At 65.7% G+C, this 25,281-nt stretch carries 29 protein-coding genes and 2 tRNA genes; 18 read left to right on the top strand and 13 right to left on the bottom strand.

All coding sequences use genetic code 11. The features are described 5' to 3' along the window. Window positions 1–91 precede the first annotated feature (91 nt). On the bottom strand, window positions 92–1,354 hold the full coding sequence (locus ACSQ23_RS21770; protein ID WP_436091890.1) for an ABC transporter substrate-binding protein: 1,263 nt from the start codon (window positions 1,352–1,354) through the stop codon (window positions 92–94). Between the two features lie 65 nt (window positions 1,355–1,419). Then, the gene (locus ACSQ23_RS21765; RefSeq protein WP_055886511.1) at window positions 1,420–2,088 is read right to left on the bottom strand and encodes a GntR family transcriptional regulator; all 669 of its coding nucleotides are present in this window, start codon (window positions 2,086–2,088) and stop codon (window positions 1,420–1,422) included. Window positions 2,089–2,239: 151 nt separating this feature from the next. On the opposite strand from ACSQ23_RS21765, the gene ACSQ23_RS21760 reads away from it, so the two are divergent. From ACSQ23_RS21760 to ACSQ23_RS21735, 6 genes are all read left to right on the top strand, one after another. After that, on the top strand, window positions 2,240–3,439 hold the full coding sequence (locus ACSQ23_RS21760) for a Tm-1-like ATP-binding domain-containing protein (RefSeq protein WP_436091889.1): 1,200 nt from the start codon (window positions 2,240–2,242) through the stop codon (window positions 3,437–3,439). A gap of 12 nt (window positions 3,440–3,451) precedes the next feature. Then, complete coding sequence (locus ACSQ23_RS21755; protein ID WP_436091888.1) at window positions 3,452–4,318, top strand: phosphoenolpyruvate hydrolase family protein; 867 nt, start codon at window positions 3,452–3,454, stop codon at window positions 4,316–4,318. Between the two features lie 141 nt (window positions 4,319–4,459). Continuing rightward, complete coding sequence (locus tag ACSQ23_RS21750; protein WP_436091887.1) at window positions 4,460–6,277, top strand: FG-GAP repeat domain-containing protein; 1,818 nt, start codon at window positions 4,460–4,462, stop codon at window positions 6,275–6,277. Between the two features lie 121 nt (window positions 6,278–6,398). Next, a tRNA-Arg gene (locus ACSQ23_RS21745) sits at window positions 6,399–6,475 on the top strand. A gap of 49 nt (window positions 6,476–6,524) precedes the next feature. Then, the gene (locus tag ACSQ23_RS21740; RefSeq protein WP_436091886.1) at window positions 6,525–7,004 is read left to right on the top strand and encodes a CAP domain-containing protein; all 480 of its coding nucleotides are present in this window, start codon (window positions 6,525–6,527) and stop codon (window positions 7,002–7,004) included. After that, window positions 6,994–7,227: a sulfurtransferase TusA family protein gene (locus ACSQ23_RS21735; RefSeq protein WP_055886530.1), complete on the top strand. Its 234-nt coding sequence runs from the start codon at window positions 6,994–6,996 to the stop codon at window positions 7,225–7,227. Before ACSQ23_RS21740 ends, ACSQ23_RS21735 begins: the two co-directional genes overlap by 11 nt. A 130-nt stretch (window positions 7,228–7,357) precedes the next feature. Here ACSQ23_RS21735 and ACSQ23_RS21730 read toward each other — a convergent pair whose 3' ends face one another. After that, window positions 7,358–8,434 (bottom strand): D-alanyl-D-alanine carboxypeptidase family protein, encoded by a 1,077-nt coding sequence (locus ACSQ23_RS21730; RefSeq protein ID WP_436091885.1) that lies wholly within the window; start codon window positions 8,432–8,434, stop codon window positions 7,358–7,360. 113 nt (window positions 8,435–8,547) lie between these two features. Further along, window positions 8,548–9,240 carry a helix-turn-helix transcriptional regulator gene (locus ACSQ23_RS21725; RefSeq protein ID WP_436091884.1) on the bottom strand — a complete coding sequence of 231 codons (693 nt, stop codon included), beginning with the start codon at window positions 9,238–9,240 and terminating at the stop codon, window positions 8,548–8,550. A 78-nt stretch (window positions 9,241–9,318) separates the two neighbouring features. Between ACSQ23_RS21725 and ACSQ23_RS21720 the strand changes: the two genes are divergently transcribed. Continuing rightward, the gene (locus ACSQ23_RS21720; RefSeq protein ID WP_436091883.1) at window positions 9,319–9,891 is read left to right on the top strand and encodes a DJ-1/PfpI family protein; all 573 of its coding nucleotides are present in this window, start codon (window positions 9,319–9,321) and stop codon (window positions 9,889–9,891) included. Between the two features lie 171 nt (window positions 9,892–10,062). On the opposite strand, the gene ACSQ23_RS21715 is transcribed toward ACSQ23_RS21720, so the two are convergent. Beyond that, on the bottom strand, window positions 10,063–12,519 hold the full coding sequence (locus tag ACSQ23_RS21715; protein WP_436091882.1) for a beta-glucosidase H: 2,457 nt from the start codon (window positions 12,517–12,519) through the stop codon (window positions 10,063–10,065). Window positions 12,520–12,670: 151 nt separating this feature from the next. On the opposite strand from ACSQ23_RS21715, the gene ACSQ23_RS21710 reads away from it, so the two are divergent. Both ACSQ23_RS21710 and aac(3) read left to right on the top strand, forming a co-directional pair. Beyond that, window positions 12,671–13,087 (top strand): winged helix-turn-helix transcriptional regulator, encoded by a 417-nt coding sequence (locus ACSQ23_RS21710; protein ID WP_055886548.1) that lies wholly within the window; start codon window positions 12,671–12,673, stop codon window positions 13,085–13,087. Next, complete coding sequence (gene aac(3) / locus ACSQ23_RS21705; RefSeq protein ID WP_436091881.1) at window positions 13,084–13,872, top strand: aminoglycoside 3-N-acetyltransferase; 789 nt, start codon at window positions 13,084–13,086, stop codon at window positions 13,870–13,872. Before ACSQ23_RS21710 ends, aac(3) begins: the two co-directional genes overlap by 4 nt. A gap of 151 nt (window positions 13,873–14,023) precedes the next feature. Here aac(3) and ACSQ23_RS21700 read toward each other — a convergent pair whose 3' ends face one another. The 3 genes from ACSQ23_RS21700 to ACSQ23_RS21690 form a co-directional block, all read right to left on the bottom strand. Next, window positions 14,024–15,016, bottom strand: a complete 993-nt coding sequence (locus tag ACSQ23_RS21700) for an aldo/keto reductase (RefSeq protein ID WP_055886555.1) — start codon at window positions 15,014–15,016, stop codon at window positions 14,024–14,026. 7 nt (window positions 15,017–15,023) lie between these two features. Next, window positions 15,024–15,449 (bottom strand): MerR family transcriptional regulator, encoded by a 426-nt coding sequence (locus ACSQ23_RS21695; RefSeq protein ID WP_436091880.1) that lies wholly within the window; start codon window positions 15,447–15,449, stop codon window positions 15,024–15,026. A gap of 95 nt (window positions 15,450–15,544) precedes the next feature. Then, window positions 15,545–16,291, bottom strand: a complete 747-nt coding sequence (locus tag ACSQ23_RS21690; RefSeq protein WP_436091879.1) for an SDR family NAD(P)-dependent oxidoreductase — start codon at window positions 16,289–16,291, stop codon at window positions 15,545–15,547. 158 nt (window positions 16,292–16,449) lie between these two features. Here ACSQ23_RS21690 and ACSQ23_RS21685 point away from each other — a divergent pair, with 158 nt between their 5' ends. After that, window positions 16,450–16,998, top strand: a complete 549-nt coding sequence (locus tag ACSQ23_RS21685; RefSeq protein WP_436091878.1) for a TetR/AcrR family transcriptional regulator — start codon at window positions 16,450–16,452, stop codon at window positions 16,996–16,998. Here the strand turns inward: ACSQ23_RS21685 and ACSQ23_RS21680 are convergent. Continuing rightward, entirely contained in the window at window positions 16,982–18,334 is a 1,353-nt protein-coding gene (locus ACSQ23_RS21680; protein ID WP_055886569.1) for an MATE family efflux transporter, read from the bottom strand. The genes ACSQ23_RS21685 and ACSQ23_RS21680 overlap by 17 nt on opposite strands. Before the next feature lie 229 nt (window positions 18,335–18,563). Here ACSQ23_RS21680 and ACSQ23_RS21675 point away from each other — a divergent pair, with 229 nt between their 5' ends. The 7 genes from ACSQ23_RS21675 to ACSQ23_RS21645 all read left to right on the top strand — a co-directional run bounded on the left by ACSQ23_RS21675 (window position 18,564) and on the right by ACSQ23_RS21645 (window position 23,384). Next, entirely contained in the window at window positions 18,564–19,637 is a 1,074-nt protein-coding gene (locus tag ACSQ23_RS21675) for a DUF4037 domain-containing protein (RefSeq protein WP_436091877.1), read from the top strand. A gap of 55 nt (window positions 19,638–19,692) precedes the next feature. Then, window positions 19,693–20,394 carry an SDR family oxidoreductase gene (locus tag ACSQ23_RS21670; protein ID WP_436091876.1) on the top strand — a complete coding sequence of 234 codons (702 nt, stop codon included), beginning with the start codon at window positions 19,693–19,695 and terminating at the stop codon, window positions 20,392–20,394. Between the two features lie 147 nt (window positions 20,395–20,541). Continuing rightward, window positions 20,542–21,207, top strand: coding sequence for an AzlC family ABC transporter permease (locus ACSQ23_RS21665; protein ID WP_436091875.1), 666 nt, complete (start codon window positions 20,542–20,544; stop codon window positions 21,205–21,207). Next, window positions 21,197–21,499, top strand: a complete 303-nt coding sequence (locus ACSQ23_RS21660) for an AzlD domain-containing protein (RefSeq protein ID WP_069912675.1) — start codon at window positions 21,197–21,199, stop codon at window positions 21,497–21,499. The genes ACSQ23_RS21665 and ACSQ23_RS21660 overlap by 11 nt, the downstream gene beginning before the upstream one ends. 62 nt (window positions 21,500–21,561) lie before the next feature. Then, window positions 21,562–22,146: a hypothetical protein gene (locus ACSQ23_RS21655; RefSeq protein WP_436091874.1), complete on the top strand. Its 585-nt coding sequence runs from the start codon at window positions 21,562–21,564 to the stop codon at window positions 22,144–22,146. Between the two features lie 174 nt (window positions 22,147–22,320). Further along, a tRNA-Leu gene (locus ACSQ23_RS21650) sits at window positions 22,321–22,404 on the top strand. A 197-nt stretch (window positions 22,405–22,601) separates the two neighbouring features. Further along, entirely contained in the window at window positions 22,602–23,384 is a 783-nt protein-coding gene (locus tag ACSQ23_RS21645; protein ID WP_436091873.1) for a hypothetical protein, read from the top strand. 20 nt (window positions 23,385–23,404) lie between these two features. On the opposite strand, the gene ACSQ23_RS21640 is transcribed toward ACSQ23_RS21645, so the two are convergent. Together ACSQ23_RS21640 and ACSQ23_RS21635 are read right to left on the bottom strand one after the other, a co-directional pair. After that, window positions 23,405–23,947 (bottom strand): hypothetical protein, encoded by a 543-nt coding sequence (locus tag ACSQ23_RS21640; RefSeq protein ID WP_436091872.1) that lies wholly within the window; start codon window positions 23,945–23,947, stop codon window positions 23,405–23,407. A gap of 5 nt (window positions 23,948–23,952) precedes the next feature. Further along, a complete protein-coding gene (locus ACSQ23_RS21635; RefSeq protein ID WP_436091871.1) occupies window positions 23,953–24,141 on the bottom strand; it encodes a hypothetical protein in 189 nt (62 codons plus the stop codon). Window positions 24,142–24,345: 204 nt separating this feature from the next. Between ACSQ23_RS21635 and ACSQ23_RS21630 the strand changes: the two genes are divergently transcribed. Next, on the top strand, window positions 24,346–24,729 hold the full coding sequence (locus tag ACSQ23_RS21630; RefSeq protein WP_436091870.1) for a hypothetical protein: 384 nt from the start codon (window positions 24,346–24,348) through the stop codon (window positions 24,727–24,729). Here the strand turns inward: ACSQ23_RS21630 and ACSQ23_RS21625 are convergent. After that, window positions 24,726–24,923 carry a hypothetical protein gene (locus ACSQ23_RS21625; protein ID WP_436091869.1) on the bottom strand — a complete coding sequence of 66 codons (198 nt, stop codon included), beginning with the start codon at window positions 24,921–24,923 and terminating at the stop codon, window positions 24,726–24,728. The genes ACSQ23_RS21630 and ACSQ23_RS21625 overlap by 4 nt on opposite strands. After that, window positions 24,923–25,129 (bottom strand): hypothetical protein, encoded by a 207-nt coding sequence (locus tag ACSQ23_RS21620; protein WP_436091868.1) that lies wholly within the window; start codon window positions 25,127–25,129, stop codon window positions 24,923–24,925. The genes ACSQ23_RS21625 and ACSQ23_RS21620 overlap by 1 nt, the downstream gene beginning before the upstream one ends. Window positions 25,130–25,281 lie beyond the last annotated feature (152 nt).

The following is a 25,281-nucleotide window of genomic DNA, read 5'->3' as shown; positions in this document are numbered from 1 at the left end:
CCCTCATCCGCCCTTCGGGCACCTCGCGGCGAGGGCTGCGCCCTCGTCCGCTTCCCACAAGGGGAGAAGGTGACGGAGCCGAAGCTCCGTATTACAGCGCCGGGATCTTCGCCTGGATCTGCGCCATGCCGTCCTCGGCCGAGACCTGGCCGCCGATCAGGCCCTGGATCACCTGGAAGTAGGTGTCGAGCGCTGCGCCGGGCATGTAGACCGACGGGTTGAAGCCCACCCCATTGGCCGCCGCCGCGAACACCTCGGCCATCACCGGCACCGCCGGATTGAGGTCGGGCATGGCGCGCGGCGAGATCTGCGTGCCGGTCTTGTGCTCGGCCCTGAAGCGCATCACCTCGTCGGAGAGGATGTAGTCGATCCACTTGGCGGCGAGTTCGGGTTGCTTGGAACTGACCGGGATCATCCAGCTCCAGCCGATGCCGCCGGTCGGCTTGCTCTCCCCGGCGAGGTCGCTCGGGATGGTGGCAAAGCCCATATTGTCGATCGGGTACTCGTTCTTCCGGGCATTATTGATGAACCACGGCCCGCCGAAAAAGATCGCGGCGCGCTTGTTGGTCCAGAGCCGCGTTGCCGCCTCGAGGTCCAGCCCCGCCATCTGGGCGCTGACGTAACCCTTTTTGGCGAAGTCGACGACGCGCTGCGCGCCGAGCAGCGGCTCGGCATCGCTCCACGACTTCTTGGCCGTCACCACCTCGCCCATCACCGTCGTGCCTGCCGCGGCCTGCAGGAAATTGCCCATCAGGTGGCCGCCATTGGCATTGTTGCGCGGGCCGACGGCCAGCGGCTCGAGGCCCTTGTCCTTGATCTTCTGCAGCAGCGCTTCGAAATCGGCCCAGCTACCGCCAATGGTCCAGCCGTTCTCGGCGAACAGGTCCTTGTGGTACCAGAGCCCGATCGCGTCGATGCCATCCGGCACCTCGTAGATCTCGCCGCCGAACTGGCTGCCGAGGATCTCATAGAGCCAGGGGAAGATCTTGTCCTTCCAGCCCATGTCCGAATAGTGCGCGGTGAGCGGCGCGATCAGCTTGGCGTTGACCACCGTGGTGACGCGCCCGATGCCCGAATTGGTCAGCAGCACATCGGGGCCGGCATCGGACTGGATGGCGGCCTGTACGGCGCCGTTCGAGATGGTGCCGGTGGGCGGCATGTACTCGACGGTGACGCCCGGGTTGGCGGCCTCGAAATCGGCCTTCAGCTTGTTCCACACCTCGGCGACCAGCGGATCGGCGAGTTGGTCGGTGGCCCAGACCGTCAGGGTCTGCGCCTCAGCCAGAGTCGGCACGGCGAGCAGTCCGGCGGCAGCAAGCGCCACGGCCGAAGCCATCAGGGTTCGTCTCAACATGGTGGTCCTCCTCTTGGTGTCGCGCCGGTTGGCCGGCGTCGTCTGGGCTCGGGCGATACTGCCCTCTAGCGTTTGGCCGGCTTCACCTCCTCGAAGCGCGCCAGCACGGTGCGCTGCACGTCGGAAATGTGAGCGTGCATCAGCGCCGCCGCCGTCTTGATGTCGCGGCGGCGGAAGGCGGCGAGGATGTCGTCGCGCTCGCGCGCCGCGTCCTCGGCAAAGGTGTGACTCTCATTGGCGATGGTGCGGCCGATCTGGATCTGCAGCGCCAGCCGGCTCAGCGTTTCGATCAGCGCGGCATTGCCGGAAAGCTCGGCAATGGTCTCGTGGAACTCGCGGTCGGCCTGGCCATAGGCCACCATGTCGTCGGCCTTCAGCGCCGCCACGGCTTCATCGAGGATGCGCTCGAAATTGGCGATGTGCCGATCGCTCATCTGCGGCACAGCCAGTTCGACCGCAAAGCACTCGAGGGTCTTCCTGAGCTCGTAGAGGTCCTCGGTTTCCTTCTTCGAGAAGCTGCGGACGAAGAAGCCGCGATACGGCTTGATCTCGATCAGCCCTTCCTTGCTGAGCGTCCCCAGCGCCTCGCGGAACGGCGTCCGGCTCACCTGCAGCTTTTCGGTCAGCGCCTTCTCGTCGAGCGGCGCGCCGGAGGGCAGCTCGCCCGAGACGATCATCCGGACGATTTCCTCGTAGATGCGCTCACGCAGGGTCAGGTGTCGGATGTCGTTCATTGCGTCGTCGCGGCCTCGTTGTCCGATGCGCATTTGTATACAATCACTGCAAGAATATACAATATGGAAAATGCACGGTATGGCTATTGCATACGAAACAGCGGCGGCAGGCCGCGCCTGAAGGGCCAGGAAGCCCGGAAAGCGGGAGGAAATGGCAAAAGTCTACGTGGTTGGAACCATGGACACGAAGGGTCCGGAACTGCGCTACGCCGCCGAGCGAGTCCGCGCCGCAGGCGCCGAACCGGTGCTCGTCGATGTCGGCACCCGAGAGGCGGGCGCCGGCGCCGATGTCGCGGCGAGCGTGGTCGCGACACACCATCCGGAAGGCTCGAGCGCCATGCTCGGCCTCACCGATCGCGGCAAGGCGGTGTCGGCTATGGCCCGGGCATTGAGTCGCTATCTAGCGAGCCGCGACGATATCGGCGCCGTGCTCGGCCTCGGCGGCACCGGCAATACCGCTTTGGTCACCGAGGCGATGCGCACCCTGCCGATCGGGGTGCCGAAGTTGATGGTTTCGACCGTCGCCTCGGGCAACACCGCGCCCTATGTCGGGCCGAACGACCTCACCATGATGTACTCGGTGGTCGATATCGCCGGGCTCAACGCCATCTCGCGCCAGGTGATCGGCAACGCCGCGCACGCCGCTGCCGGCATGGCACTCACCACAACGCCCGCTTCAGGCGCCGACAAGCCGGGGCTGGGGATGACCATGTTCGGCGTCACCACCCAATGCGTCACCTATGCGCGCGAGGCGATGGAGGCGACGCACGAGGTCTACACCTTCCACGCCACCGGCACCGGCGGGCAATCGATGGAAAAGCTTGCCGATTCCGGCCTCGTCGCCGGGCTGATCGACGTCACCACCACCGAGGTGCCGGATCTGCTGGTCGGCGGCGTCTTCCCCGCCACCGAAGACCGCTTCGGCGCGGTGATCCGTACCCGCCTGCCCTATGTCGGCTCGGTCGGCGCCGTCGACATGGTCAACTTCGGCGCAAAGGAAACTGTCCCACCCCAGTTCCAGGGCCGGCAGCTGCATGTCCACAATGCCCAGGTCACCCTGATGCGCACCACCCCCGACGAGAACCGCCGCATTGGCGAATTCATCGTCTCGCGCCTCAACCGCATGGAAGGACCGGTCCGTTTCCTCCTCCCGTTGCACGGCGTCTCTGCCATCGATGCCCCCGGCCAGCCGTTCCACGACCCCGCGGCCGACCGGGTGCTTTTCGACACCATCCGCTCCGACTGGCAGGCGGCGCCAAACCGGCAACTGGTCGAACTCGACCTGCACATCAATGACCCCGAATTCGCTGCCGCGCTGGTGGCGAACTTCCGCGACCTTTCTCCAGCCTGAGACCCGAGCCCCATGACCAGACTTTCCCGCGAAGACATCCTCCTCAAACTGCGCCGGAAGATCGCTACGGGCATTCCGATCATCGGCGGCGGCGCCGGCACGGGCCTGAGTGCCAAGGCCGAGGAAGCCGGCGGTATCGACCTGATCGTCATCTACAATTCCGGCCGTTACCGCATGGCCGGCCGCGGCTCGCTCGCCGGCCTCATGGCCTATGGCAACGCCAACGACATCGTCGTCGAAATGGCCCACGAAGTCCTCCCCGTGGTCCGCCACACCCCGGTTCTGGCGGGTGTGAACGGCACCGACCCCTTCCTGATCCCCGACAAGTTCCTCGATGAGCTCAAAGCACTGGGCTTCGCCGGCATCCAGAACTTCCCCACTGTCGGGCTGATCGACGGCACCTTCCGCGCCAACCTCGAAGAGACCGGCATGAGCTATGCCCTCGAAGTCGAGATCATCGCGCGCGCTGCCAGAAAACAGATGCTGACCACGCCCTATGTCTTCTCCAGCGGCGACGCCGTGGCGATGACCAAAGCCGGCGCCGACATCATTGTCTGCCACCTCGGCCTCACCACCGGCGGCGCGATCGGCGCCGAAACCGCGCTCACCCTCGACGACTGCATCGAAAAGATCGACGCCTGGTCCGCCGCGGCTCGCGCCGTCCGCGACGACGTCATCGTCCTCTGCCACGGCGGCCCCATCGCCATGCCCGACGATGCCCGCTATGTGCTGGAGCGGACGGAGACGTGTCACGGCTTCTACGGCGCGAGCTCGATGGAACGGCTGCCCACCGAAACCGCCATCGCCGGGCAGGTCGCAAGCTTCACCTCGCTCGCCGTCGGCAGGCGCTCGCGCGGCTTGGCCGGGTTGAGCCAATGACTCGGACGGAGTGGAGCCGCACCGCTCTGCCGCCGGGTTGATCACTCCGGGTTCGGCGGTTCGCGACTTTACCCAGTCCTGCGGCGGCAATAGTCTTTCCTCAATAGAAAACCGTGGCTTGGGGGAAGCATGACGGGGAGCATGGGAGCATTTCGCGCATTCGGCAGGGCAATCGGCAAAGCCCCGCTGACCCGCACACTGGCCGCAGGCTTGCTGCTGCTCCCCACAGTTGCAACAGCGCAGGAGGCGCTGAGCGGCTTCTACGCTGCTGACGCAGATGCCTGCCTGCGAGCCAGCGGGACGCTCTATCTGTGTGGCGAGGCGGAGTGCGTCAGCCAGGACTATTCCGGTGGTCGCCTGTCGCAGCCGACTCCGGGCAAGATCCGGGTGCGCCAGATCGATGCCGATGGCGTCGATCGCAACGGCTACCAGATGAAAGCTGGCGACTACGCGATGCTGTTCGAGCACGACGGCAACAACGGGCTACGCATCGTCCGCCAGACCGAAACACACCTGCTCACGACCTACCTGGCGCGGCTCGACGACTCCTGGAAGGCGAGCTTCGCCTTCATCGAGAATGGCAAGCGCGTGGATCCTTCGGCACCCGCCACCGAACTCGAGCGCTGCGTCGCCTACGATCCGGTGGTGGCTGACCGGCAGGCCGGGCTTCTGACGCCACCCAGCCTCGAAGCGCGCGCTCCGGCGCCGGATCTGACGGGTGGGATGGACTATGGCCACGTCGAACCCGAGGCGATTCCGGTGGAATTCGAAGTCCCGAGGACCGGCGCCCATATCGTCGATGTGGTGCCGGTGCGGCTCGGCGATCCGGACTATCCCGCCCTGTTCGTCCTGTGGGTGCTCAATGTGGGCGGCATCCCGCTGCCGGTGCAGATCCTCACCTACGACCGCGACAGGAACACCTATGTCGACGGTACGGCCGACGTCATCAAGGGCGCGGTGCCGCTGGTCGATTACCCGCTGAACCTGGCGACCGCGCCCTTCAACGTCAGCGGCGATCTCGGCGTGTTCATCGGCAGCAGCGGCTACGATGCACCGCCGTTTCCGCGCACCACCAACACGCTGCTGCTCCCCACCGGCGACGGCCGTCTCGAGGATCGCAGCGAGCTGCTGCCCAAGGCGCCGCAATTCACCCACGACGTGAGCGCCGGGGTCATCGACCAACAGGGGCGCTGGGGCATCTATGCGAACGACATGTACATCCCGGAATACTATGTGAGCCGTCTCGACGGCATCCTTGTCGACCGGGCGAATAACCTGCCCTCGTCGATCCACCGCGACGGCCCGAAATTCACCTCGTCGGCGATGGCCGATGTCAACGGCGATGGTCTCGCCGACCTGGTGCTCGGCTCCGCCGATCAGAGCAGATGGGACTCCCGCATCTTCCTCAATGATGGCAAGGGCCGGCTCAACCGCAAAGCCCCCATCGCGCTGCCGAAGTCGCCGCTGGCGGATCATACTGGCGCCATTACCGGCGAAATCGTCGGCGCTGTGATCGCCGACATCCAGCCGATCTATCTCACCAGCAAGGACTACGCCGACCTGGTGGTCATCTCGACCGGCGGCGGCTATCGCGGCAGTGCAGTGCAAATCCTTGTCAATGACGGCAAGGGCAACTTCACCGACCGGACCAGCGAGCTGGTGGACGGCCCGGCCGACCCCTACCTCAACCGCAACGAGACGCCGTACTCCTGGATGCGGAACGTGACGGTGCTCGATATTGGTGGGGTGTCCGACATCGTTCTCCACTCCGCCAGTCCGGCTATCGTCCCATCCTACGTGCTCGTCAATGACGGACATGGTCGCTTCCACGTCGCTGCCTACACGAACCACTTCGCCATCGCATCGGCAGCGATCATCGGCGGCAAACCGACCCTGATCGAAGTCAAGCGCGACGCTATCCGGCTGGTGGAATACCCGGCAGTGGGTGGTACGCACTAGCCGAGGCGATGGGCGCTCGAAGATTCCGCGGCGCCGCAACCGGTGCGCGCATCTGCGGCACCGACAACCGCGAACGGGGTGGTTCCCCCGAAGCGCCGCATTTGCTATGTCGCAACCCAGTGACCCCGTAGCTCAGCAGGATAGAGCGCAGGATTCCTAATCCTGAGGCCATGAGTTCGAATCTCATCGGGGTCACCACTGCATGAGGCCATGCCGGACTTCCCCGGCCGTACAAGGAGGACCGACCATGACCCTCAAGGGATATCCCGCCCTCGCCCGCATCGCGCTCGCCGCAGCGCTTGCCGCCGGTCTCGCCGCCTGCTCGATGGGTGGTGGTGGCGGCCAGCTGTCGCCGGGCCTGTCGGCGCCGATGAACCAGCCGGGCGCCAAGCTGAACCGCGTCGAGGCGCTGTTCCTGCTCAACGATTTCCGCCGGGCCCAAGGCGCCGCCGACGTGCGTGGCGACACCGTGCTCGACAACACCGCCCAGTCGCTCGCCACCGCCTACGCCAAGACCGGCGCGCAGCCGACCCTGCCGGCGGGCGCCGTGGCGATGCGGCTCAGCGCCGGCTACACCACTTTTGCCGAGGTGTTTTCGGGCTGGCGCGCCGTGCCGGCCGATGCCGCGGCGATTGCCGATTTCACCGCCAAGCGCGCTGGCCTGGGCGTCGCCTACGAGCCCAACTCGTCGCACGGCGTCTATTGGGTGCTGGTGCTTGACGACTGACGCCGAGATCATCGACTGCCGCGGGCTGAAATGCCCGCTGCCGGTGCTGAAAATGGAAAAGCGCCTGTCGCAGCTGGCGGCAGGCGCTTCGTTCATCGTGCTCGCCACCGACCCGATGGCCAAGATCGATATCCCGCTCTACTGCCGGCAGAACGGCCACACCTGCGAAGTCAGCGGCGAGGCTGACGTGCTGCGCTTTGCGATCGTGAAGGCGGCTGACTGAAGCGGACGGCCTCCTCCCGGCCTCCCCCATGAAGGGGGAGGTGAAGAGTCGAGGCTGTGTCGAGATGGTGCCAAACACTGGATGCGGCACCTCCCCCTTCATGGGGGAGGATGGGAGGGGGCTGTCTCTATCAGTCTTCGACCGAGGCAACCGCCGCTGGAGCCCAGGTCGGGCGTGGGCGCGGCAGTGGCACGTCGTCGACGACGATGCCCAGATCCGTGGCGGCATAGGTCACGCCGTCGATCTCGTCGGTCAGGTAGCTCGGATGGCCCTTGAGCCCCATCGGGAACGCCGCTTCGCGCTCTTTGACATAGGCCTTGGCTTCCTTGCCGCAGATCTGCGAGCGCATATTCACCGGCGGCTCGTCGATATTGCTCAGCTGCACGACGTTCTGCCCGGTGCCGCTGATCGCCCCGGAAAGGCCGCGCAGGAACAGCTCGGCCGTCATCTCATTGCGCTCGCGCGCCGAGGAGCCGCCCAGCACCACCGCCAGCATCGAGCGACCGCCGCGCTCCACCGTCGCGACGATATTGAGGCCCGAGGCGCAGACATAGCCGGTCTTCATGCCGGTGGTGCCGGCGAAATGTTCGAGCAGCCCGTTATTGGATTCGAGCTTGGCCTTGCCCAGCTTCACCGCTTCGGTGCCGAACATCGGCAGGTACTCTGGGAAATCGCGCCTGAGGATCAGCGCCAGGATGGCGAGATCGCGCGCCGAGGTCACCTGGCCTTCGTTATGCAGCCCGTGCGGGTTGACGAAATGCGTGGCGCTGAGCCCCATCGCTGTGGCCATGCCGTTCATCTCCTCGACGAAGGCCGGCACCGAGCCCGAAACCGTCTCGGCAATCGCCACCGCCATGTCGTTGGCCGACTTCACCACGAGGATATAAAGCGCATCCTTCATGGTGACCGAAGCGCCCACCTTGAGGCCGGATTTGCTCGGCGCCTGGTTCCAGGCGTTCTTCGACACTTTCACCTTGGTATCGAGGTTGACGGTGCCGGCCTTGATGGCGGCGAACGCCACATAAGCGGTCATCAGCTTGGTGAGCGACGCCGGATGCCACGGCACGCCCGCGTCCTCGGCATAGAGCACCTCAAAGGTGTTCGCATCGACCAGCAGCAACGGATTGGCCCAGGCGGGCGTCATGCCGAGGGTGGCGAGGATGACCAACAGGCTGGCGGCGATGCGCCGGCGAAGATGCGCGAGCAAGGCGCCTCCAGATGCAGACCGTCTCGGAATTGGCAGCGTTCTAGCAATCCGGCCCGTGTCGCTCAACCGCCGCCGGGGCCCGCTCAAATGATTTTGAAGCACGGCGGTTCCTTCTACGTTAAGTCGGGCAGATTCAGGGCACTCGACCAGCGGTGGAACAGCGTACGGCGCGGCTCCGGCATTGACGCCTCCAGCACCTCCAGCGCGCTGATGCTGTCGACCCGGAAGTTACGGAAGTCGTGCCGGAGCGTGCACCAGGCCACCAGTGTCTGATAGCCCTCGAAATAGCCCAGTGCCACCGGATAGACGGTGCGCTCGCTGGTGGCGCCGCCCTTGTCGCGATAGCCGAGCCAGACCTGCTTTTCCTCGCGCAACGCCCGCCGCAGCCGCCCCAGCGGGTTGGCTTCGTCGACCGTGCGTGGCGGAATGACGAACAACCCCACCGACAGCATCTCGTCGCGCTTGGCCCTCGGCAGCACCGCCTCGATCTTGCTCGAAGCATCGCGCGCCGTCGCCGCCATCTCGCCATCGGGGCCGTAGATCAACCCGCGCAGGCCCAGCACCAGCGCCTCGATCTCCTCGTCGGTGAACATCAGCGGCGGCAGGAAGTGCTCGGCGCGCAGCTGGAAACCGACCCCGGCCTCGCCGTCGATCGCCGCCCCCATCGATTTCAGCGTCTCGATGTCACGATAGACCGAGCGCAGCGACACGCCCATCTCATGGGCCAGCACCGCCCCCGTCACCGGGCGGCGCCGCCGCCGCAGCGCCTGCATCAGGTTGAGCAGCCGTTCCGAGCGCTTGGCCATTAGCTGTGCATCGCTGCTGACAAAATCGGGTGCCGGGCGCGGTTAGCCTTCTCGCATCGAAAACCAAGGAGAGACGAAATGACCACCATCCTCACCATCCTGACCGAAGGCTTCGCCGACTGGGAGACCGCCCTGCTCAACGCCGTGGCGCACAGCTTCTACAAGGTGGAAACCAAGTACGCGACCCCCGGCGGCAAGCCGGTGACCTCGTCGGGCAACATGACGGTCACTCCCGAACTGGCGCTCGAGGCGATCGACGTGGCCGACTATGACGCGATCATCGTCTGTGGCGGCACCATCTGGCAGTCGCCCGAGGCCCCCGACCTGGCGCCGCTGCTGACCGCGGCCAAACAGCAGGGCAAGCTCATCGGGCTGATCTGCGACGGCACGGTGGCCGGCGCCAAAGCCGGACTGCTCGACGGCATTCGCCACACTAGCAATGGCGACCGCTATCTCGATTTCACCGGCTATCAGGGGAAGTCGCTCTATCGCGACACGCCCGCGGCCGTGACCGACGGCCGCGTCGTCACCGCCGGCGGCACCTCGCCGGTGAGCTTCATGGCCGCGGTGATGGATGGCCTCGGGCTGGCCGACGAGAACCTCGATTTCTATGTCGGCATGCACGCAGCGCAGTTCAGCAAGGCGGCTTGAGTCTGAGCGTGGGGCTCCCCCACCCTTGATCCCTCCCCACAAGGGGGAGGGAGACGCATACTGAGATTGCGGCTTCTGCTCTCCCTCCCCCTTGTGGGGAGGGTAGCGCAGCTAGGCGGAGCCGTAGCGAAGCTGGGTGGGGGTGGCCAAGCGCACCGGCCTCGCCGTCATTCACACCGGCAGCAGCAACCGATCCCGCCGCACCACCTCTGCCGACAGCCCCACATCCGCCGCATGCCGCGCCACCCGGATCACATACCGCCCCGGCTCCACCAGCCAGTGCTGCGCCTCGGTGCGATAGTAGGCGAAGGCCCGGTCATCGAGTTGCAGCGTCAGCCGCTGCCGCTCGCCGGGGCCCAGATGCACTTTCTCGAATGCCTTCAGCTCCTTGGCCGGCCGTGACACCGTCGCATCCGGGGCCGACACATAAACCTGCACCACCTCGGAGCCGGCCCGGCGACCGGTGTTCTCGACCGTCACCGAAACGCTCACCCGGCCATCCGCTTCGAACCCAGAGGCATCCAGTTCGAGTTCCGACACCGCAAAGCTGCTGTAGCCAAGCCCGAAGCCAAACGGGAACAGCGGCGCGATGCCGTGGCGATCGTAGTGGCGATAGCCGATGAACACGCCTTCCTCGTAACGCACCTTGCCGTCGAGGCCGGGATAGATTTCGCGATCCTGCGAATTGGTCGGATTGTCCGCCCACTTGACCGGAAAGCTCTGCGGCAGCCGGCCACCCGGCTCGGCTGCGCCGGTCAGCACGTCGGCAATGGCGTTGCCGGCCTCCTGCCCCGGATACCAGGCCTCGAGCACTGCCGCGACCTCGCCGAGCCACGGCATCTCCACCGGCCCGCCGGACTGCAGCACCACCACGGTGCGCGGGTTCACCACCGCCACGGCGGCGATCAGCTCGTCCTGCCGGCCGGGCAAGGTGATCGAGTCGAGGTCGCTGCCCTCGGTGTCCCACTCGCCGTTGCGCCCGACGAACACCAGCGCCACTTCGGCGTCGCGCGCCGCCTCGACCGCCTCGGCGATCGCTGCATCGCCGAGCGGCAAGCCGATGCCGGCGGCGAAGGCCGCAAGCCCCAGCGTCGCGAACGGCTTGGTGGCGAACTCGATCACCACCTCGTAGCTGCGCCCGGCTTCCAGATTGATGGTACCCACCACCTCGTCGCAGCCTTCCTCGAAGAAGGTGCGGCCTTTGCTCCAGTTCGTCCAAGCATCGGCGACCAGCTTGCCGTCGACCAGCACCCGCGAGAAGCCGGCGCTGTAGATGCCGACCCGGTGCTCGCCGCTTGCCTCAGGCGTGAACCGCCCGGTGAGCCGGGCCGAGAAATGCAGCGGATCGACCTTGCCGCCGCCAACCCGGCCGATCCAGAAGGCCTGCGCTTCCTCCAGCGTCTCGGTGAACACCGGCGCGTCGGCAAGTGTCTCGTTGGCGAAATACTCGGCCGTGAACCCACCGCGCAGCAGCGGTTCGAACCGGTGGTTGGTCGATCCCGCCGCATAGCTGAGACGCGCCTCGCCCAATGCAGCAACCAGGCCGTCCCACGGCGAGACGCGATAGTGCGGATTGAGCTGCGCGCTGCCGCCGCCCATGATCTGCGCCACTTTGGCGTTGGGCCCGATTACCGCAAGCTTGCCCAACCCGCTGAGCGGCAGCAGATCGCCGGCGTTCTTCAGCAGCACTGCGCCTTCGGCGCCGGCGCGACGGATCAGCGCCCGGTGCTCGGCGCGGTCGTCGGCCTGCTCCGCCCACTCGCTGTGATCATCGAGCGCGCCGGTCCGCTCCATCAACCGGAGCACGTCGAGGACGCGGGCCCGCAGCGTCTCGCGGCTGACTTCGCCGGCTTCCACCGCCGCCACCAGCTTCTCGCCACGGTCGCGCGGCGGCCCCGGCATTTCGAGGTCGAGCCCGGCATTGACCGTCGGCGCGGTGGAGTGCGAGCCGAACCAATCCGACATCACCACGCCGTCATAGTGCCATTCCCGGCGCAGCACCTGGTCGAGCAGCCAGGGGTTCTCGCTGGTGAAGGTGCCGTTGAGCTTGTTGTAGGAGCTCATGATGCCCCAGGTGCCGGCGCGCTTCACCGCCCATTCGAACGGCACGAGATAGAGTTCGCGCAGCGTCCGCTCGTCGATCTCGGAGCTGATGGTGGTGCGCTCGATCTCCGATTCGTTGCCGGCGAAATGCTTGATCGTCGCCGAAACGCCCTGCCCCTGCAGCCCTTCGATATAGCCGACCGCCAGGCTGGCGGTGAGGATCGGATCTTCCGAGTAGCACTCGAAATTGCGCCCGTTACTGACCGAGCGATGGAGGTTCACCGTCGGCGCGAGGCTCACATGCGCCCCCTTCGATTTCACCTCCTCGGCCAAAGCCGTGCCGATCTCGGTGAGCAGCCGGACGTTCCAGCTGGCGCCGAGCGCGATCCCCACCGGGAAGGCCGCCGACTTCACCCCGCCGATCAGCGAGCCGCCGCCGCGCGCTCCGTTCGGCCCGTCGGTGACGCGGAGCTTGCCGATACCGAGCCGATCGATTGCCGGCAGCGACCAGAAATCCTCACCCGATAACAGGCTCACCTGCTCCTCGAGCGTCATCCGGTCGACCAGTTCTTCGATCCGCCCCATCGTTATCTCCTTCGTGTTGAACGTTCTACGCTCCCCTAGAGCATTTCACTGTTCCAAGGCAACGGCCCACATGCGCTGCGCACCCCTAGTCACAAGGAGTAACCGTGTCTATATTTGTGCCTAAAGTGATTTTGCCCGTTGGAGGCACCAGATGAAACCCATTCCCGGCCGGAGCGAGACCTGCAACGCCATGGCCGACATCCTCAATCGCATCGGCGACAAGTGGAGCGTCATGATCGTTGGCTATCTCGGCAAGAAGACCATGCGCTTCAACGAGCTGCGCCACACCATCGGCGGCATCTCGCAGCGCATGCTGACTTTGACGCTGCGTAACCTCGAGCGCGACGGCCTCGTCACCCGCACGGTCTATCCCGAGATCCCGCCGCGGGTTGAGTACCAGCTGACCCCGCTCGGCCAGAGCCTGCAGGGGCCGATCAGCTCGCTCTGGGCCTGGGCCGAGGAGCATCAGGGCGAAGTGCAGAGCGCCCGGCTCGAGTATGACGGGTTGCACGACGACGCCACTGACCAGCACCCGCCGGAGCGGCGCTACGCCGGCGCCGCCAGGTGACGGTTGGGGTTGCAACCCGCTCCAGCCTCGCTGACAACCTGAGCGCCATCGGCCTCGCCGATGGCGATGCCGTGCTGGTGCATGCCGCGCTGCGCCAGGTCGGCAAGCTGGTGAACGGCCCCGACGATATCATCGACGCGCTGCGCGACGTGATCGGTCCGGCCGGCACCATCCTCGGCTATTGCGACTGGCAGCTCGAGGACGAGCTGCGCGACGACCCGTCGATGCGCCGGCATATCGCCGCCTTCGATCCCGAGCGCTCCCGCTCCATCCGCGACAATGGCTATTGGCCCGAGGCGCTCCGCACCACGCCCGGCGCGCTGCGCAGCGGCAGCCCTGGCGCCTCGATGGCGGCGCTCGGCGGCGAGGCCGAGTGGTTCACCGCCGACCATGCGCTCGACTATGGCTATGGCCCGCAATCGCCGCTCGGCAAACTGGTCGAAGCCGAGGGCAAGGTGCTGATGCTGGGCGCCCCGCTCGACACCATGACGCTGCTGCACCATGCCGAGCACCTCGCCAATTTCCCCAACAAGCGCATCCTGCGCTACGAGGCCCCGATCCTCGTCGACGGCGAAACGGTCTGGCGCTGGTTCGAGGAGTTCGACACCGGCGATCCGCCGGACGGGTTGCCCGAGGGCTATTTCGCCACCATCGTCGAACAATTCCTCGCCACCGGCCGCGGCAAGCGGGGCAAGGTCGGCGAGGCGAACTCAGTGTTCGTCCCCGCCGCCGAGATGGTAACTTTCGGCGTCGATTGGCTCGAACGCTGGGGTAAGACGCGGTAGGGCCTGGACCTACAACGCCAAGATCTTCACCTTCCCACCGGCGTCATTCCCGCGAAGGCGGGAACCCAGTGGGATGCTCTACACCCGCTGTTGTTGAAGCATCGCTCTGGGTCCCCGCCTACGCGGGGATGACATCTGTGGTTGGGCTCGACTAGCGCTTGGCCACCCAGGCGCCGCTGTCGCCATAGCGCTTGCCCGAGAACTTCTCGGCCGCCAGCAGTTCGCCGAGCGTCTTCAGCTCCTCCGCCGAGAGCGTGATGCCCGCCGCGGCGACGTTCTGCTCGAGATGCGCGATCCGCCGTGCTCCGGGAATCGGCACGATAAAATCGCCCTGGTGGATCACCCAGGCGAGCGCCAGCTGCGCCGCCGTCACGCCCTTCTCTGCCGCCATCGCTTCGAGCAGTTGCACCAGGCGGGCATTGGCCGCCATGTTCGCCTCGCTGAAGCGCGGCAGGCTGCGCCGGAAATCGGTGGCGCCGAGATCTTCCGGCTTCTGGATCGTGCCGGTCAGGAAGCCGCGGCCCAGCGGACTGAATGGCACGAAGCCGATCCCAAGCTCACGGCAGGTGTCGAGGATGTCGCCCTCGGGATCGCGCGTCCACAGCGAGTATTCGCTTTGCAGCGCCGCGATCGGATGCACGGCATGCGCCCGGCGCAGGGTATCGGCGCTGGTTTCGGACAGCCCAAGCGCCCGGACCTTGCCCTGCCGCACCAGCTCGGCCATGGCGCCCACCGTATCCTCGATCGGCACCTGAGGGTCGACGCGGTGCAGGTAGAACAGGTCGATAGCTTCGACGCCCAGGCGCTTGAGCGACGCCTCGGCCACTTCGCGGGCATGCTCGGGCCGCCCATCGACACCGGCCATGGCGCCGATGTCCGACTTGCTGGGGTCGATCTTGAACCCGAACTTGGTGGCGATCACCACCTTGTCGCCAAATGGTTGCAGCGCCTTGCCGACCAGGATTTCGTTGGTGAACGGCCCGTAGACCTCGGCGGTGTCGAACAGCGTGACGCCCAGTTCCACGGCGCGATGCAGCGTGCGGACGGCATCGGCTTCGTCCTGGCCGCCATAGGCATGGCTCATCGCCATGCAGCCCAGCCCGACGGTCGAAACAGTCAGCGGCCCGAGGGTTCGCGTCGCCAAGCGGCTATCAGCGGGCGGCTGCCCGCCTGACGGTTGCCGGTCGCTTGCGGCGTTCTGGGAGTGCGTCATATTCCTTCATCCTCTTCGATATGCCGGCATAGCCGGCGATCTTGGCGTCGAGGACAAGGAGGCTCTCGGAGAGTTCGGCCAGCTGGGCCCGCACCTTCTCGCGGTGCCGCTCCAGCAGTTCGCGACGCGCCGCCTCGGTTGCGGGACCCTGGTCACGCAAAGCTGCGTAATGCAGCATTTCCCGGATCGGCATCCCGGTCGCCTTGAGGCGGCCGAGAAATTCGATCCAGCTGAGGATCGACGCATCGTAATCGCGCTGGCCCGACTGGTCCCGGTCGGCATAGGGCAACAGCCCGATCCGCTCGTAATAGCGGATCGTATGGGCGGTGAGTCCCGAACGCTCGACCAGTTGACCGATCTTCATCTCTGCCTTCCTTGCCACGACGAGAGACGAGGCTAGGAGTTCGAGTGCACTCTAAGTCAAGCGGTGATTTTCCAGTAGGCCAGCGCGATGGCGTTCTAGGCGTTGAAGCCGCTGTCGACGAGGATCGAGGTGCCGGTGATGCTCCGCCCGCCGGGGCCGGCAAGATGCACTACCGCCGCCGCGATATCCTCGGCGGCGCCGAAGCGGCCGAGCGCATTGAGCCCCATCTGCGACGGCGCCATCGGCCCGTCCGCCGGGTTCATGTCGGTATCGGTCGAGCCCGGATCGACGGTGTTGATGGTGATCCCCAGCGGCCCCAGCTCGCGCGCCAGTGCCCGGGTCATGCCGCCCAGCGCCGATTTGCTCGTCACATAGAGGCTGAGCCCCGGCCCGGCCACGCGGGTCGCCATATTGGTGCCGATCGAGATGATCCGCCCGCCCTCGCTCATGTGTTTCACCGCCGCCTGCGTCGCGAAGAACGGCGCCCGGGCGTGGATCGAGAACAGCCGGTCGAAGTTCTCCACCGTGACATCGCCGAACGGCCCGCCAGTGCCGACGCCGGCATTGTTGACGAGGATATCGATGCGCCCCAGTTCTCGGGCGGTGCGGTCGACGGCGGCCATCACCGCCTCGGGGTCGGCCGAATCCACCTGCATGGCGATGGCGCGCCGGCCGAGGGCGGTGACCTCTCGTTCGATCTCGCCGGCCTTCTCGCCGTTGCGCTCGAAGGTGAAGGCAACGTCGGCGCCGGCCTCTGCGAGCGCCAGCACGGTGGCTGCGCCGATGCCGCGGCTGCCGCCGGTGACAAGGGCCACGCGGCCGGAAAGTTCGAGGTCAGTCATATCGGATCTCCATTTTCTACCGATCGGTACACAATTGGCTATGACGGTTGCGATGCAGCGTCAAGAATTTTATACTGATCGGTAGACAATCATCCGGAAACCCGATTTTGGCAGGCCGTCCCCGCGAGTTCGATCGAGACCAGGCACTGGACCAGGCAATGCGCCTGTTCTGGGAGCGCGGCTATGAGGGCACCTCGGTCAACGACCTGACCGAGGCGCTGGGCGTCGGCAAGCCGAGCCTCTATGCCGCCTTCGGCTCCAAGGAGCAGCTGTTCTACGAGGCGCTCGACCTTTACGTGCGCACCTACGGGCCAACCCTGGGGGACGTGCCCACGGCGCGCGGAGCGATTGAGTCGCTGCTGCGATCCAATGCGGAGACCTACACCGATCCGAACATCCCATCGGGGTGCATGATCGTGCTCGCCGCCGCCGTCGGCCCACCGCAGAACGCCGAGGTCCGGGCGCATCTGGCCATGCTGCGCAACGCCTCGACCGGCTCGTTCGCGGCGCGGATCCGGAAGGGGATGGTTGATGGCGATGTGCCAGATGGCGCCGATGCTGACGCCATGGCGCAGTTCTACACCACGGTGCTGAACGGGCTGGCCCTGCAGGCGAGAGACGGCGCCGGCGGCGCCGCCCTTGAGCGTGTCATCGACGGCGCGATGGCCGCCTGGGACGTGCTATCCGTCCCTAGACCAGCGCCGTGATTTCCTTCTTCCGCCACCAGCCGAGATAATAGGTGGCCTGGAAGGTGAGCAGCGCCGTGAAGCTCATGCAGTAGCCCCACCATACGCCCTCGAGCCCGAAGAAGTGGCTGAGCGTCAGCGCCGCCGGCACTTCGACCAGGATGATCGCTGCCAGCGACAGCGCCATCGGGATCCATACATCGCCCGAAGCACGCATCACCGCCGAGAACACCGAGCCCCAGCCGAACACCAGGCAGCTCCACAACACGATGTGCAGCAGCCGCTCGGCGACCTGCACCACCGCTTCGTCGGTGATGAACAGCCGCACCAGGTGCTGCGAGAAGAGGTAGGCGATCGTCACCAGCGCCCCGGTGACGATGAGGTTCATCAACAGCGCCGTGCGGGTCACCTTCTCCACCTCGTCGAAGCGCCGCGCCCCGATCGCCTGGGCGGCAAAGATCGAAGCGGCGATGCCGATCGACATGGCCGGGAACTGCACATAGCTCAGCACCTGGTTGACCGCGCCATAGGCCGCCGTGGCGTCCGAGCCGAAGCGGTTGATGATGCCGACAATGACGATGGCCGAGATCGACGACACCACCATGGCGACGCCGGCCGGGATACCGAGCTTGAGGATCAGCCCGAGCAGCTGGAAATCCACCTTCAGATGCCGGATCAACTCGGCGTCGGGCGCCATCGGGCTCTTCTTGTAGTTGAGGTAGAAGAACAGAAAGATCAGCACCACGACGAAGCCGGCGATGAACGCCACCGCCGCGGCGAGCACGCCGATCTGCGGCAGGCCGAACCAGCCCTGGATCAGCGCCGGCGTGACGACGAGCCCCACCCCGATCGAGAAGATCAGCGTCAGCAGCGGCGTTACCGTGTCGCCGACGCCGCGCAGCGTCGAGGTGATGATCAGGAACAGGAAGAACCCGGGCATGCCGATCAAGACGATCCGGCCATAGGCCGTCGCTTCGGCGACGATGTCGGCGGGCGCCCCGAGCAGTTCCATCAGGTTCTGCGCGAAAAAGCCGCCGAACACCGCGACGACGAGGCCCATGAGGAAACCGACGGTCAGCGTCGTACCGGTGACCTGCTTGATCTTCAGGAGGTTCTTGGCGCCCCACGCCTGGCCGATCAGGATCGCCGCGCCCGAAGCGAGGCCGATCACGAACGAGATGAGGAAGATCATGATCGGGAAGAACACCGAGACGGCGGCCAGCGCCTCCACCCCGATCATCTGCCCGATATAGATATTATTGATGGTGCCCGACAGCGACTGCAGGATGTTGCTGAGCATCAGCGGCACGAGAAAGACGAGGAAACGCTGCCAGAGCGGCCTTGAGAGATTGTTCATCGAGTGAACTCCGAAACCCGTAAATTATGCGACGGCGTTGGGCCCCAAATGACCAGCGGCCGGTCGAGTCGACCGGGTCGCGAGGCGGGCCACTTCACATCTCAGCTGAAGATGCAGGCGGGTCGGAGCACGATGGGGTATGAACGCACGCCGGTTCTCTAGCCCCGCCCCGCGCGCCGGTCAACGTCCGGGCGCTCCTGACCGGCCATGTCGGACAAAGGCAAAAGCAATGACCACCGGCCTCCAGCTGTCGCGCCGCTTCTACGAATCACTGGTCGCGCCGATCATCGCCCGGGCCCTGCCGCAGCTCAGCTATGCCGCTGCTCGGCTCGGTGATGGCTCCGAGGTGCTGGGCTTCGACACCGAGATGTCGGCCGACCACAATTACGGTCCGACCGTGCAGATCATCCTCGATGCCGCGGACTTCGCCCACGCCGACGTGCTGATGGCGGCGCTGGATGCGCAATTGCCCGAACGCTTCGAGGATTGGACCATCCGGTATGAGAGCCTTGGCCGTCACGTTCGCGCCGATGGCTGGCACACCTCGGATCACGGCGCCGAGCTGATGACGCTCGAGGCGCTGCTGCGCCGTCAGGTCGGCGCTGCTCTCGGCCCATGGTCCAATGCCGACTGGCTGAGCTTTCCCGAACAGCGCCTGCTCACCCTCATCGCCGGCGCGGTGTTCCGCGACGATGGCGGACAGCTCGCCGACCTGCGGCAGCGGCTCGACTACTTTCCGCGCGACGTCCGGCTGCTGCGCCTCGCGACCGAATGGGACGCGATCGGCGAGGAACGCGCTTTCGTTGGCCGTACCGGGGAGCTTGGCGATGCATTGGGCTCCCGGGTCATCGGCTCACGCCTCGTCGAGCACCTGATGCGCATCGCCTTCCTGGTCGAGCGCCGCTATGCGCCCTACCCCAAATGGTTCGGTACCGCCTTTGCCCGGCTCGACAGTGCGACGGTGCTGCAGCCGCTGCTGGCCGAGGCGCTGGAGGCAGCCGACTGGCAGCAGCGCGAAGCCGCCATTGCCCGCGCCGCCGAGCATCTGGCACAGTTGCAACTTGAGCATGGCATCCCCGGCGCGGTGCCGCCGCGCATCGCCTCCTACTTCACCCGCCCGTTCCAGGTGATCAATGCCGACGCGATCGCTGCCGGCCTCCGCGGCGCCATTGCCGACCCGATGCTGCGGCAGCTCCCGGTCGGCGGCATCGACCAGTTGACCGCCATGGTGCCGATCCTGACCGCGCCGGAGCAAGCTCGGCGCCTCGTCGCGGCGCTGGTTCCCGATCAGCCGGGCGAATAGCTGCAATCAGCAACTCTCATCCCCCAGGCCCGCCACCTCGTGTAGTCTCCCGCCCATGACCAGACCCATCGCCATCGTCACCGGAGCCGGCCAAGGCATCGGCGCCGCCATCGCCCGCGAGCTCGCCGCTCGCGATTACCAGCTGGTGCTGTTCGCCCGCTCGGAACAGGTCGAGGCCGTTGCCGCCGAGCTCTCCGCCACCGCGGTGCGCGGCTCGCTCACCGAGCCCGCCGACCTGCAGCGCCTCGTCGAAACCACTATCACGAAGCATGGCCGCATCGATGCCGTGGTCAACAATGCCGGCCATGTCCCCAGTGGCGATATCGGCGCCATGGCCGATGACGACTGGCAACACGGTTTCGATATGATCGTCTTGAACCCGGTCCGCCTGATGCGGCTGGTGACGCCGCATTTCCTTGCCGTCGGCAAGGGCGCGGCAGTGAACATTTCGAGCTTTGCCGGTAAGTCGCCGGATCTCGCGATGCCGATGTCGTCGGCGCTGCGCCCGGCATTGCAGGCCTGGACCAAGCTCTATGCCGACCGCTACGGCGCCGATGGCATCCGCATGAACGCCGTGCTGCCCGGCTTTCTCGACAATTACGACACCGTCGAAGCCCGCCGCCAGAAGATCCCGGTCGGTCGCTACGGCGAACTCCAGGAGCTGGCGAAGGTCGTGGCCTTCCTCCTCTCCGACGACGCCTCCTACGTCACCGGCCAGAGCCTGCTTGTCGATGGCGGCATGACCCGTGCCATCTGACCTGCAATCGACGGCCTCGATCATTGCGATGAATGGGGTCGATCACCAGATGTCATCGCGCCACCGCACCAACCTGATGTAGCGTCCCCGCCCATGCATGCCCCCGCCCCCCATAGCGGACCCGCGCAGTTCTGGCTCGGCGTCCGTATGTTCCTGCCCGTCGCCGTCTCCATTGCCGCCTACGGCGTGGTGTGGGGCGTGCTCGCCGGCCAAGCCGGGTTGAGCGTCCTCGAAGTGGCGCTGATGAGCGGGCTGGTGTTTGCCGGCGCCAGCCAGTTCGTGGCGCTCGATATGTGGACGCCGGGAAACCTGCCGGTGCTGTCGATCGTCATCGCCGCCGGCATCGTCAACCTCCGCATGCTGCTGATGTCAGCGACGCTTCGGCCGCTGGTCGGCCATCTGTCGCTGCCCAAACAGCTGGGCGCCATGTTCTTCGTCTCCGACGAGCAATGGGCGATGACCATGGCCGAGGTCCGGAAGGGCACCGGCAGTGTCGCCTTCCTCATCGGCACCGGCGTCCTCAGCTGGTTCGCCTGGATGGGCTCGACCCTCTGCGGCCGAGTGCTCGGGGCGTTCATCGACGATCCCACCAAATATGGGCTCGATTTCGCCTTCACCGCCACCTTCCTCGCCTTGCTGCTCGGCATGTGGCGGGGCCGCGGCGACCTGGTGCCGTGGATCGTCGGCGCGCTCGCCGCCATCCTTACTTCGAAGCTGATCGAGGGCAACTGGTACATCATCGTCGGCGGCCTGGTCGGCAGCTTTGCCGGCGCCCTTGCCGAGACCATCCGGGAGCGCCGCCATGTCGCTTGAGGCGCTGATCGCCATCCTCGGCATGGCCGCAGTGACCTTCGCCATCCGCGCCGGCGGCCTGCTGCTTGCCAACCGGCTGCCCACCACCGGTTTCGTTGCCAGCTGGATGAAGCACGTCCCGGGCGCCGTGCTGGCCGCGCTGGTTGCGCCCGCGATTCTCGCCGGCGGCGCCGCCGAAGCCATCGCCGCCGCCGTCACCGCGCTGGTCTATCTCGTCAGCCGGAACCTGTTTGCCGCCATGCTGAGCGGCGTGCTGGCGGTCTACCTCGCTCGCCTGGCACTGGGCGCCTAGAAGCGCCCTCAGGGAACACGCTCACCTCCTTGCTCGTTGTAGCACCAGCAAGGAGAGTCGAGATGCAGACCATCATCGGACAGTTCGACAGCTACGAGCATGCCGCCGCCGCCGTACATGCGCTGCACGAGGCCGGCATCGCCCACGCTGACATCAGCTTTGTCGCCAATACCCCGCCCGACTTCGAGCCTGACGAGGTCGGCGAAGGCGCCACCACCGGCGCCGAAGTCGGGGCCGGACTGGGCGCCGCCGGCGGCTTGTTGGCTGGGCTTGGCATCATTTCCATTCCGGGCCTCGGCCCGGTGGTTGCTGCCGGCTGGCTGTTTGCCACCGCCATCGGCGCCTTCGCCGGCGCCGGCGTCGGAGCGGCAACCGGCGGCCTGATCGGCGCGCTGACCAGTGCCGGCGTTCCTGAAACCGAGGCCAAGGTCCTGGCCGAGAAACTCGAGCGCGGTGGCGCGATCGTCAGCGCCCGCGTCGACGAAGCCCATGCCGGCCCGGCCGCCGCGATCCTGAGGCACGCCGAAGGCATCGAAGCAGTGCCGCACGGCGAAGAGATCGAAACCGCCGCACAGCAGATCCCCGACGAAGACCTGCCGCCGCCGCGCCGCGACACCGACTACCCCTTCGTACCGCCGATCGTATAAGCGCATTCGGGAAAACGGCCTGTCCCTGCGAAGGCGCGGAGTAGTAGAGTTTTCCGCCTCGAAAGCGCGGCAACGTCAATAACCGGAGCGCTTCAGCGTCGCGTTTGGACGATGAAACGCTCTAGGTGCTTGATGCCGCATGAGGCTTAGGCTAGGCAGGTCCCCGCTTGGAGTGCCCCTCTGGCGGAATGGTAGACGCGGCAGACTCAAAATCTGTTGTCGAAAGGCGTGCCGGTTCGAGTCCGGCGGGGGGCACCAAATCTTTTTAATATCAATCACTTACGGCAAAGTGCGGGATTTTGACCCCCTTTGAAACGTAAGGGGTATTTTGATCGCTCCCCGCACCTTATCCGGTTGGGGATACAGGATTCGGACCTGTCTCGGTGGCACGTGCCTAACCTCTAGAGCCAAATGGAGAGGGCGCCCAAAAAATGTCTGACCGCGCGGATCTGTCCATGGATCATCTCATCGGCACAAGCGCGCTATTCAACGGCGTTGCCATACCTGGCAGATCACTCGACAAGGCGCTTGGCAGGTACGCGTTTAACATCTTCATTGGCGACGACAATCCCAAGTACCCGATCACCCTACGTGGAACAGGCACTGGTCTGCGTTTTAGAGGTCGATACCTATTGCTCTGCACGCAGCACCAACTTGTGGGGGTCGATCGGCAGCGGGTGGGCATGTTGACAGAGGACGGGGGGCAGTTTGTTACCTCCGGCGGCATGAGGCATTTTTCACCAAGCGGCGATACTGACGCCTATGACCTTATCGCTTTCGACTTTACCGAACCGGCCGACGCTTACCCGGAGTTTCGCTCCCGCTTTCACAATTTTGCACCGAAGCGGATGCCGCCCGACCCGCTGGGGTTCTTGGTCACGGGGTGCCCATTCAACGATCAGCTTTATGATGTAGCCGAGAACAACCACATCGGTCTCGCGCGACGCCAGGTGGTATGCGCGCTGGATGATGACGAGCCGTCAGACACATCACTGTTCCGCGTCCTTCCTGATCGGCCGCTTAACTTCAATCCGGACGGAATGAGCGGGGGTTCGGCGTTCGCTCTGGTTGCCGGCGACGAAGGTCTAGAAGTCGGATTCGCAGGCATAGTTGCGCGCGGAGGATCGCACGCATTCCACGTCATCAAAGTTGGCGTAGTAGCGTCGTTTCTGGAGTCCATTGCTGATTGGGGGCAAAGGCAAACAGCCAGCGAAGGCGGCATCCAGCCTTCGGGCTAATCGAAAGCTGTTACATCGGCCTAGCGCACCACCCGCAGACCGCCCTTCCCCATTCCGGCCGACCTATGCACCGCTGGTGCTGACGGCGCGGGAGCCTGCATCTTCTCCCACCTGATCAGCACGTGGTCGGACTGGCATTCGGGACATTTCAGATGTCGCGGCAACTTTGAAAGCGGGAAGTCGTACGGTAGCGCCATCAGAAGCGAGTGCACGTCGGCCATGAACTCGCCCGGGCACGCCTTCGCCGGCTTCAGTGATGCGCGCCGTCTGTCGCAGGACAGCCAGCCCACCCAGTTGCCGAGCCGAGCATCCGACAGTGTCGCCCACTGTTCGAAGGGCGGCTCCATTGGCTGGACAGAGCAGCCCTCCCCCAGCTTCGCGAGTTCGCACGGGGGATTTCCGTCCGCCGCCACCAGGCGCGCCAGTTCGCCGAGAGGACGGTCTCCGTACCTGCGCTGCAGCTTGCCAGTGCCGGCGGAGGCAATGCGCTGGCATCGCCGGCAGACGATATCGAGTTGCCTCGGCGTATAGGCCGAGAGCCGTAGATTGGCGAGGTCGTCCACGGCTTTCAGTCGGCGATTTCTCGCATCGCGTAGACCGGCATCCGGTCTGAGTTTTCCTGAGGCAAGTCGCGGAGCGCGCGCTCCACGGTCCCGAGGCGAAAGCCGGTGACTTGCGAGATGTCGTGGGCGGTGAAGAATGGGCAGGTCCGTTTAAGCGACTTGATCTGATCGGACGGACTGACTGAGGTGGACATTTCGAGCTCCTTTACGTCGGGAGCCACGAGTCATATACCCGTGAACGAAATGAGAACAAGCCACGAGGGATAGGGGCTGTGAACAGCGAATCCCACAATCGCTTCACATGGGCTCCGGTTGCCGCTAGCCCGGGCCAGGATCCTGCGATGCGGCGCCTAGGCGCTCAACTGCCGTCACCCACCGGTGACGTCGTAAGAGGGCATATGGCCGAGGCGTTGGCGCACCAAAGGCGCGACAACCAGGGCTCATGGAACTGGTCGGTCGGGATCTACCGCCATTGGGGCGTGCACTTCATCCGGAGCGGCTATGCCGATACCTCCCAAGAAGCCGCGGACTTGGCAAATTCCGCGCTACCGGAAGTGATCGGCGAGGCGGCGGCGTATGATGAGCGGGAGGCGGCGCTCGATGCCATCCTCCATGCGGCTCGTCAGCCCGAGGGGGAATGGGTCGTTCCCCTACTTCCGATCGAGGGCCGCGACGAGCGGTTCCTGCGCAGCCTTCAATGGAGGGTCGGTCAGGCCGGGAAGAACGACTGGCCGGGCTACCGCGCCTTGGCGGCCGGCCTACGGGAATATCTTGGCTCCTAGTCGAGCTTGTGGCGCTCCTTCAGTCGAGCCTTGAGAGACGCCGGCAAATCCAGCTTGGCGATCATGTCTTTGACGACCTCCTGCTGCGTCATCGGATGTTCTCCCGACAGCGCCCGGCTCCGATCGAGGGCGGCACCGACGATCTCGCGGACGCTCGGCGCCGGCGGCTTGTGAGGCACCTTCGGCCGGCGCATCACCAGGTCTGCTTTGAGCGGTTGTAGACATCGATCGCCTCGGGCGCGTCCAACACCTCGAGAAGTTCGTCGAGCAGCCTATCGCGGGTGACGCCGCTGTCCGGAGGCGAGGCGCGCTGCACAACCGAGATAGCTTTGACCAGAACGCCCTCGGCGGTTGCGATGGGGCGGGGATTGCGGATGGGAAACTGGAATAACTGAGCCATGGGGCACTCCTACGCGGCGCGGACTCAATCCGCCGGATATCGCCCGGTTCCAGCAAAACGAATCAGTGATCGCGAGTCGACTCGGATTCCTTCCGCTCCCGCACTAAATTGCCGGCATGCTGCTTGAACGCCCTGCCCTCCGCTACATACAG

Source organism: Devosia sp. LjRoot16 (assembly GCF_964252795.1).
GTDB lineage: Bacteria > Pseudomonadota > Alphaproteobacteria > Rhizobiales > Devosiaceae > Devosia_A.
This window is presented reverse-complemented; position numbering and strand designations above follow the sequence as displayed.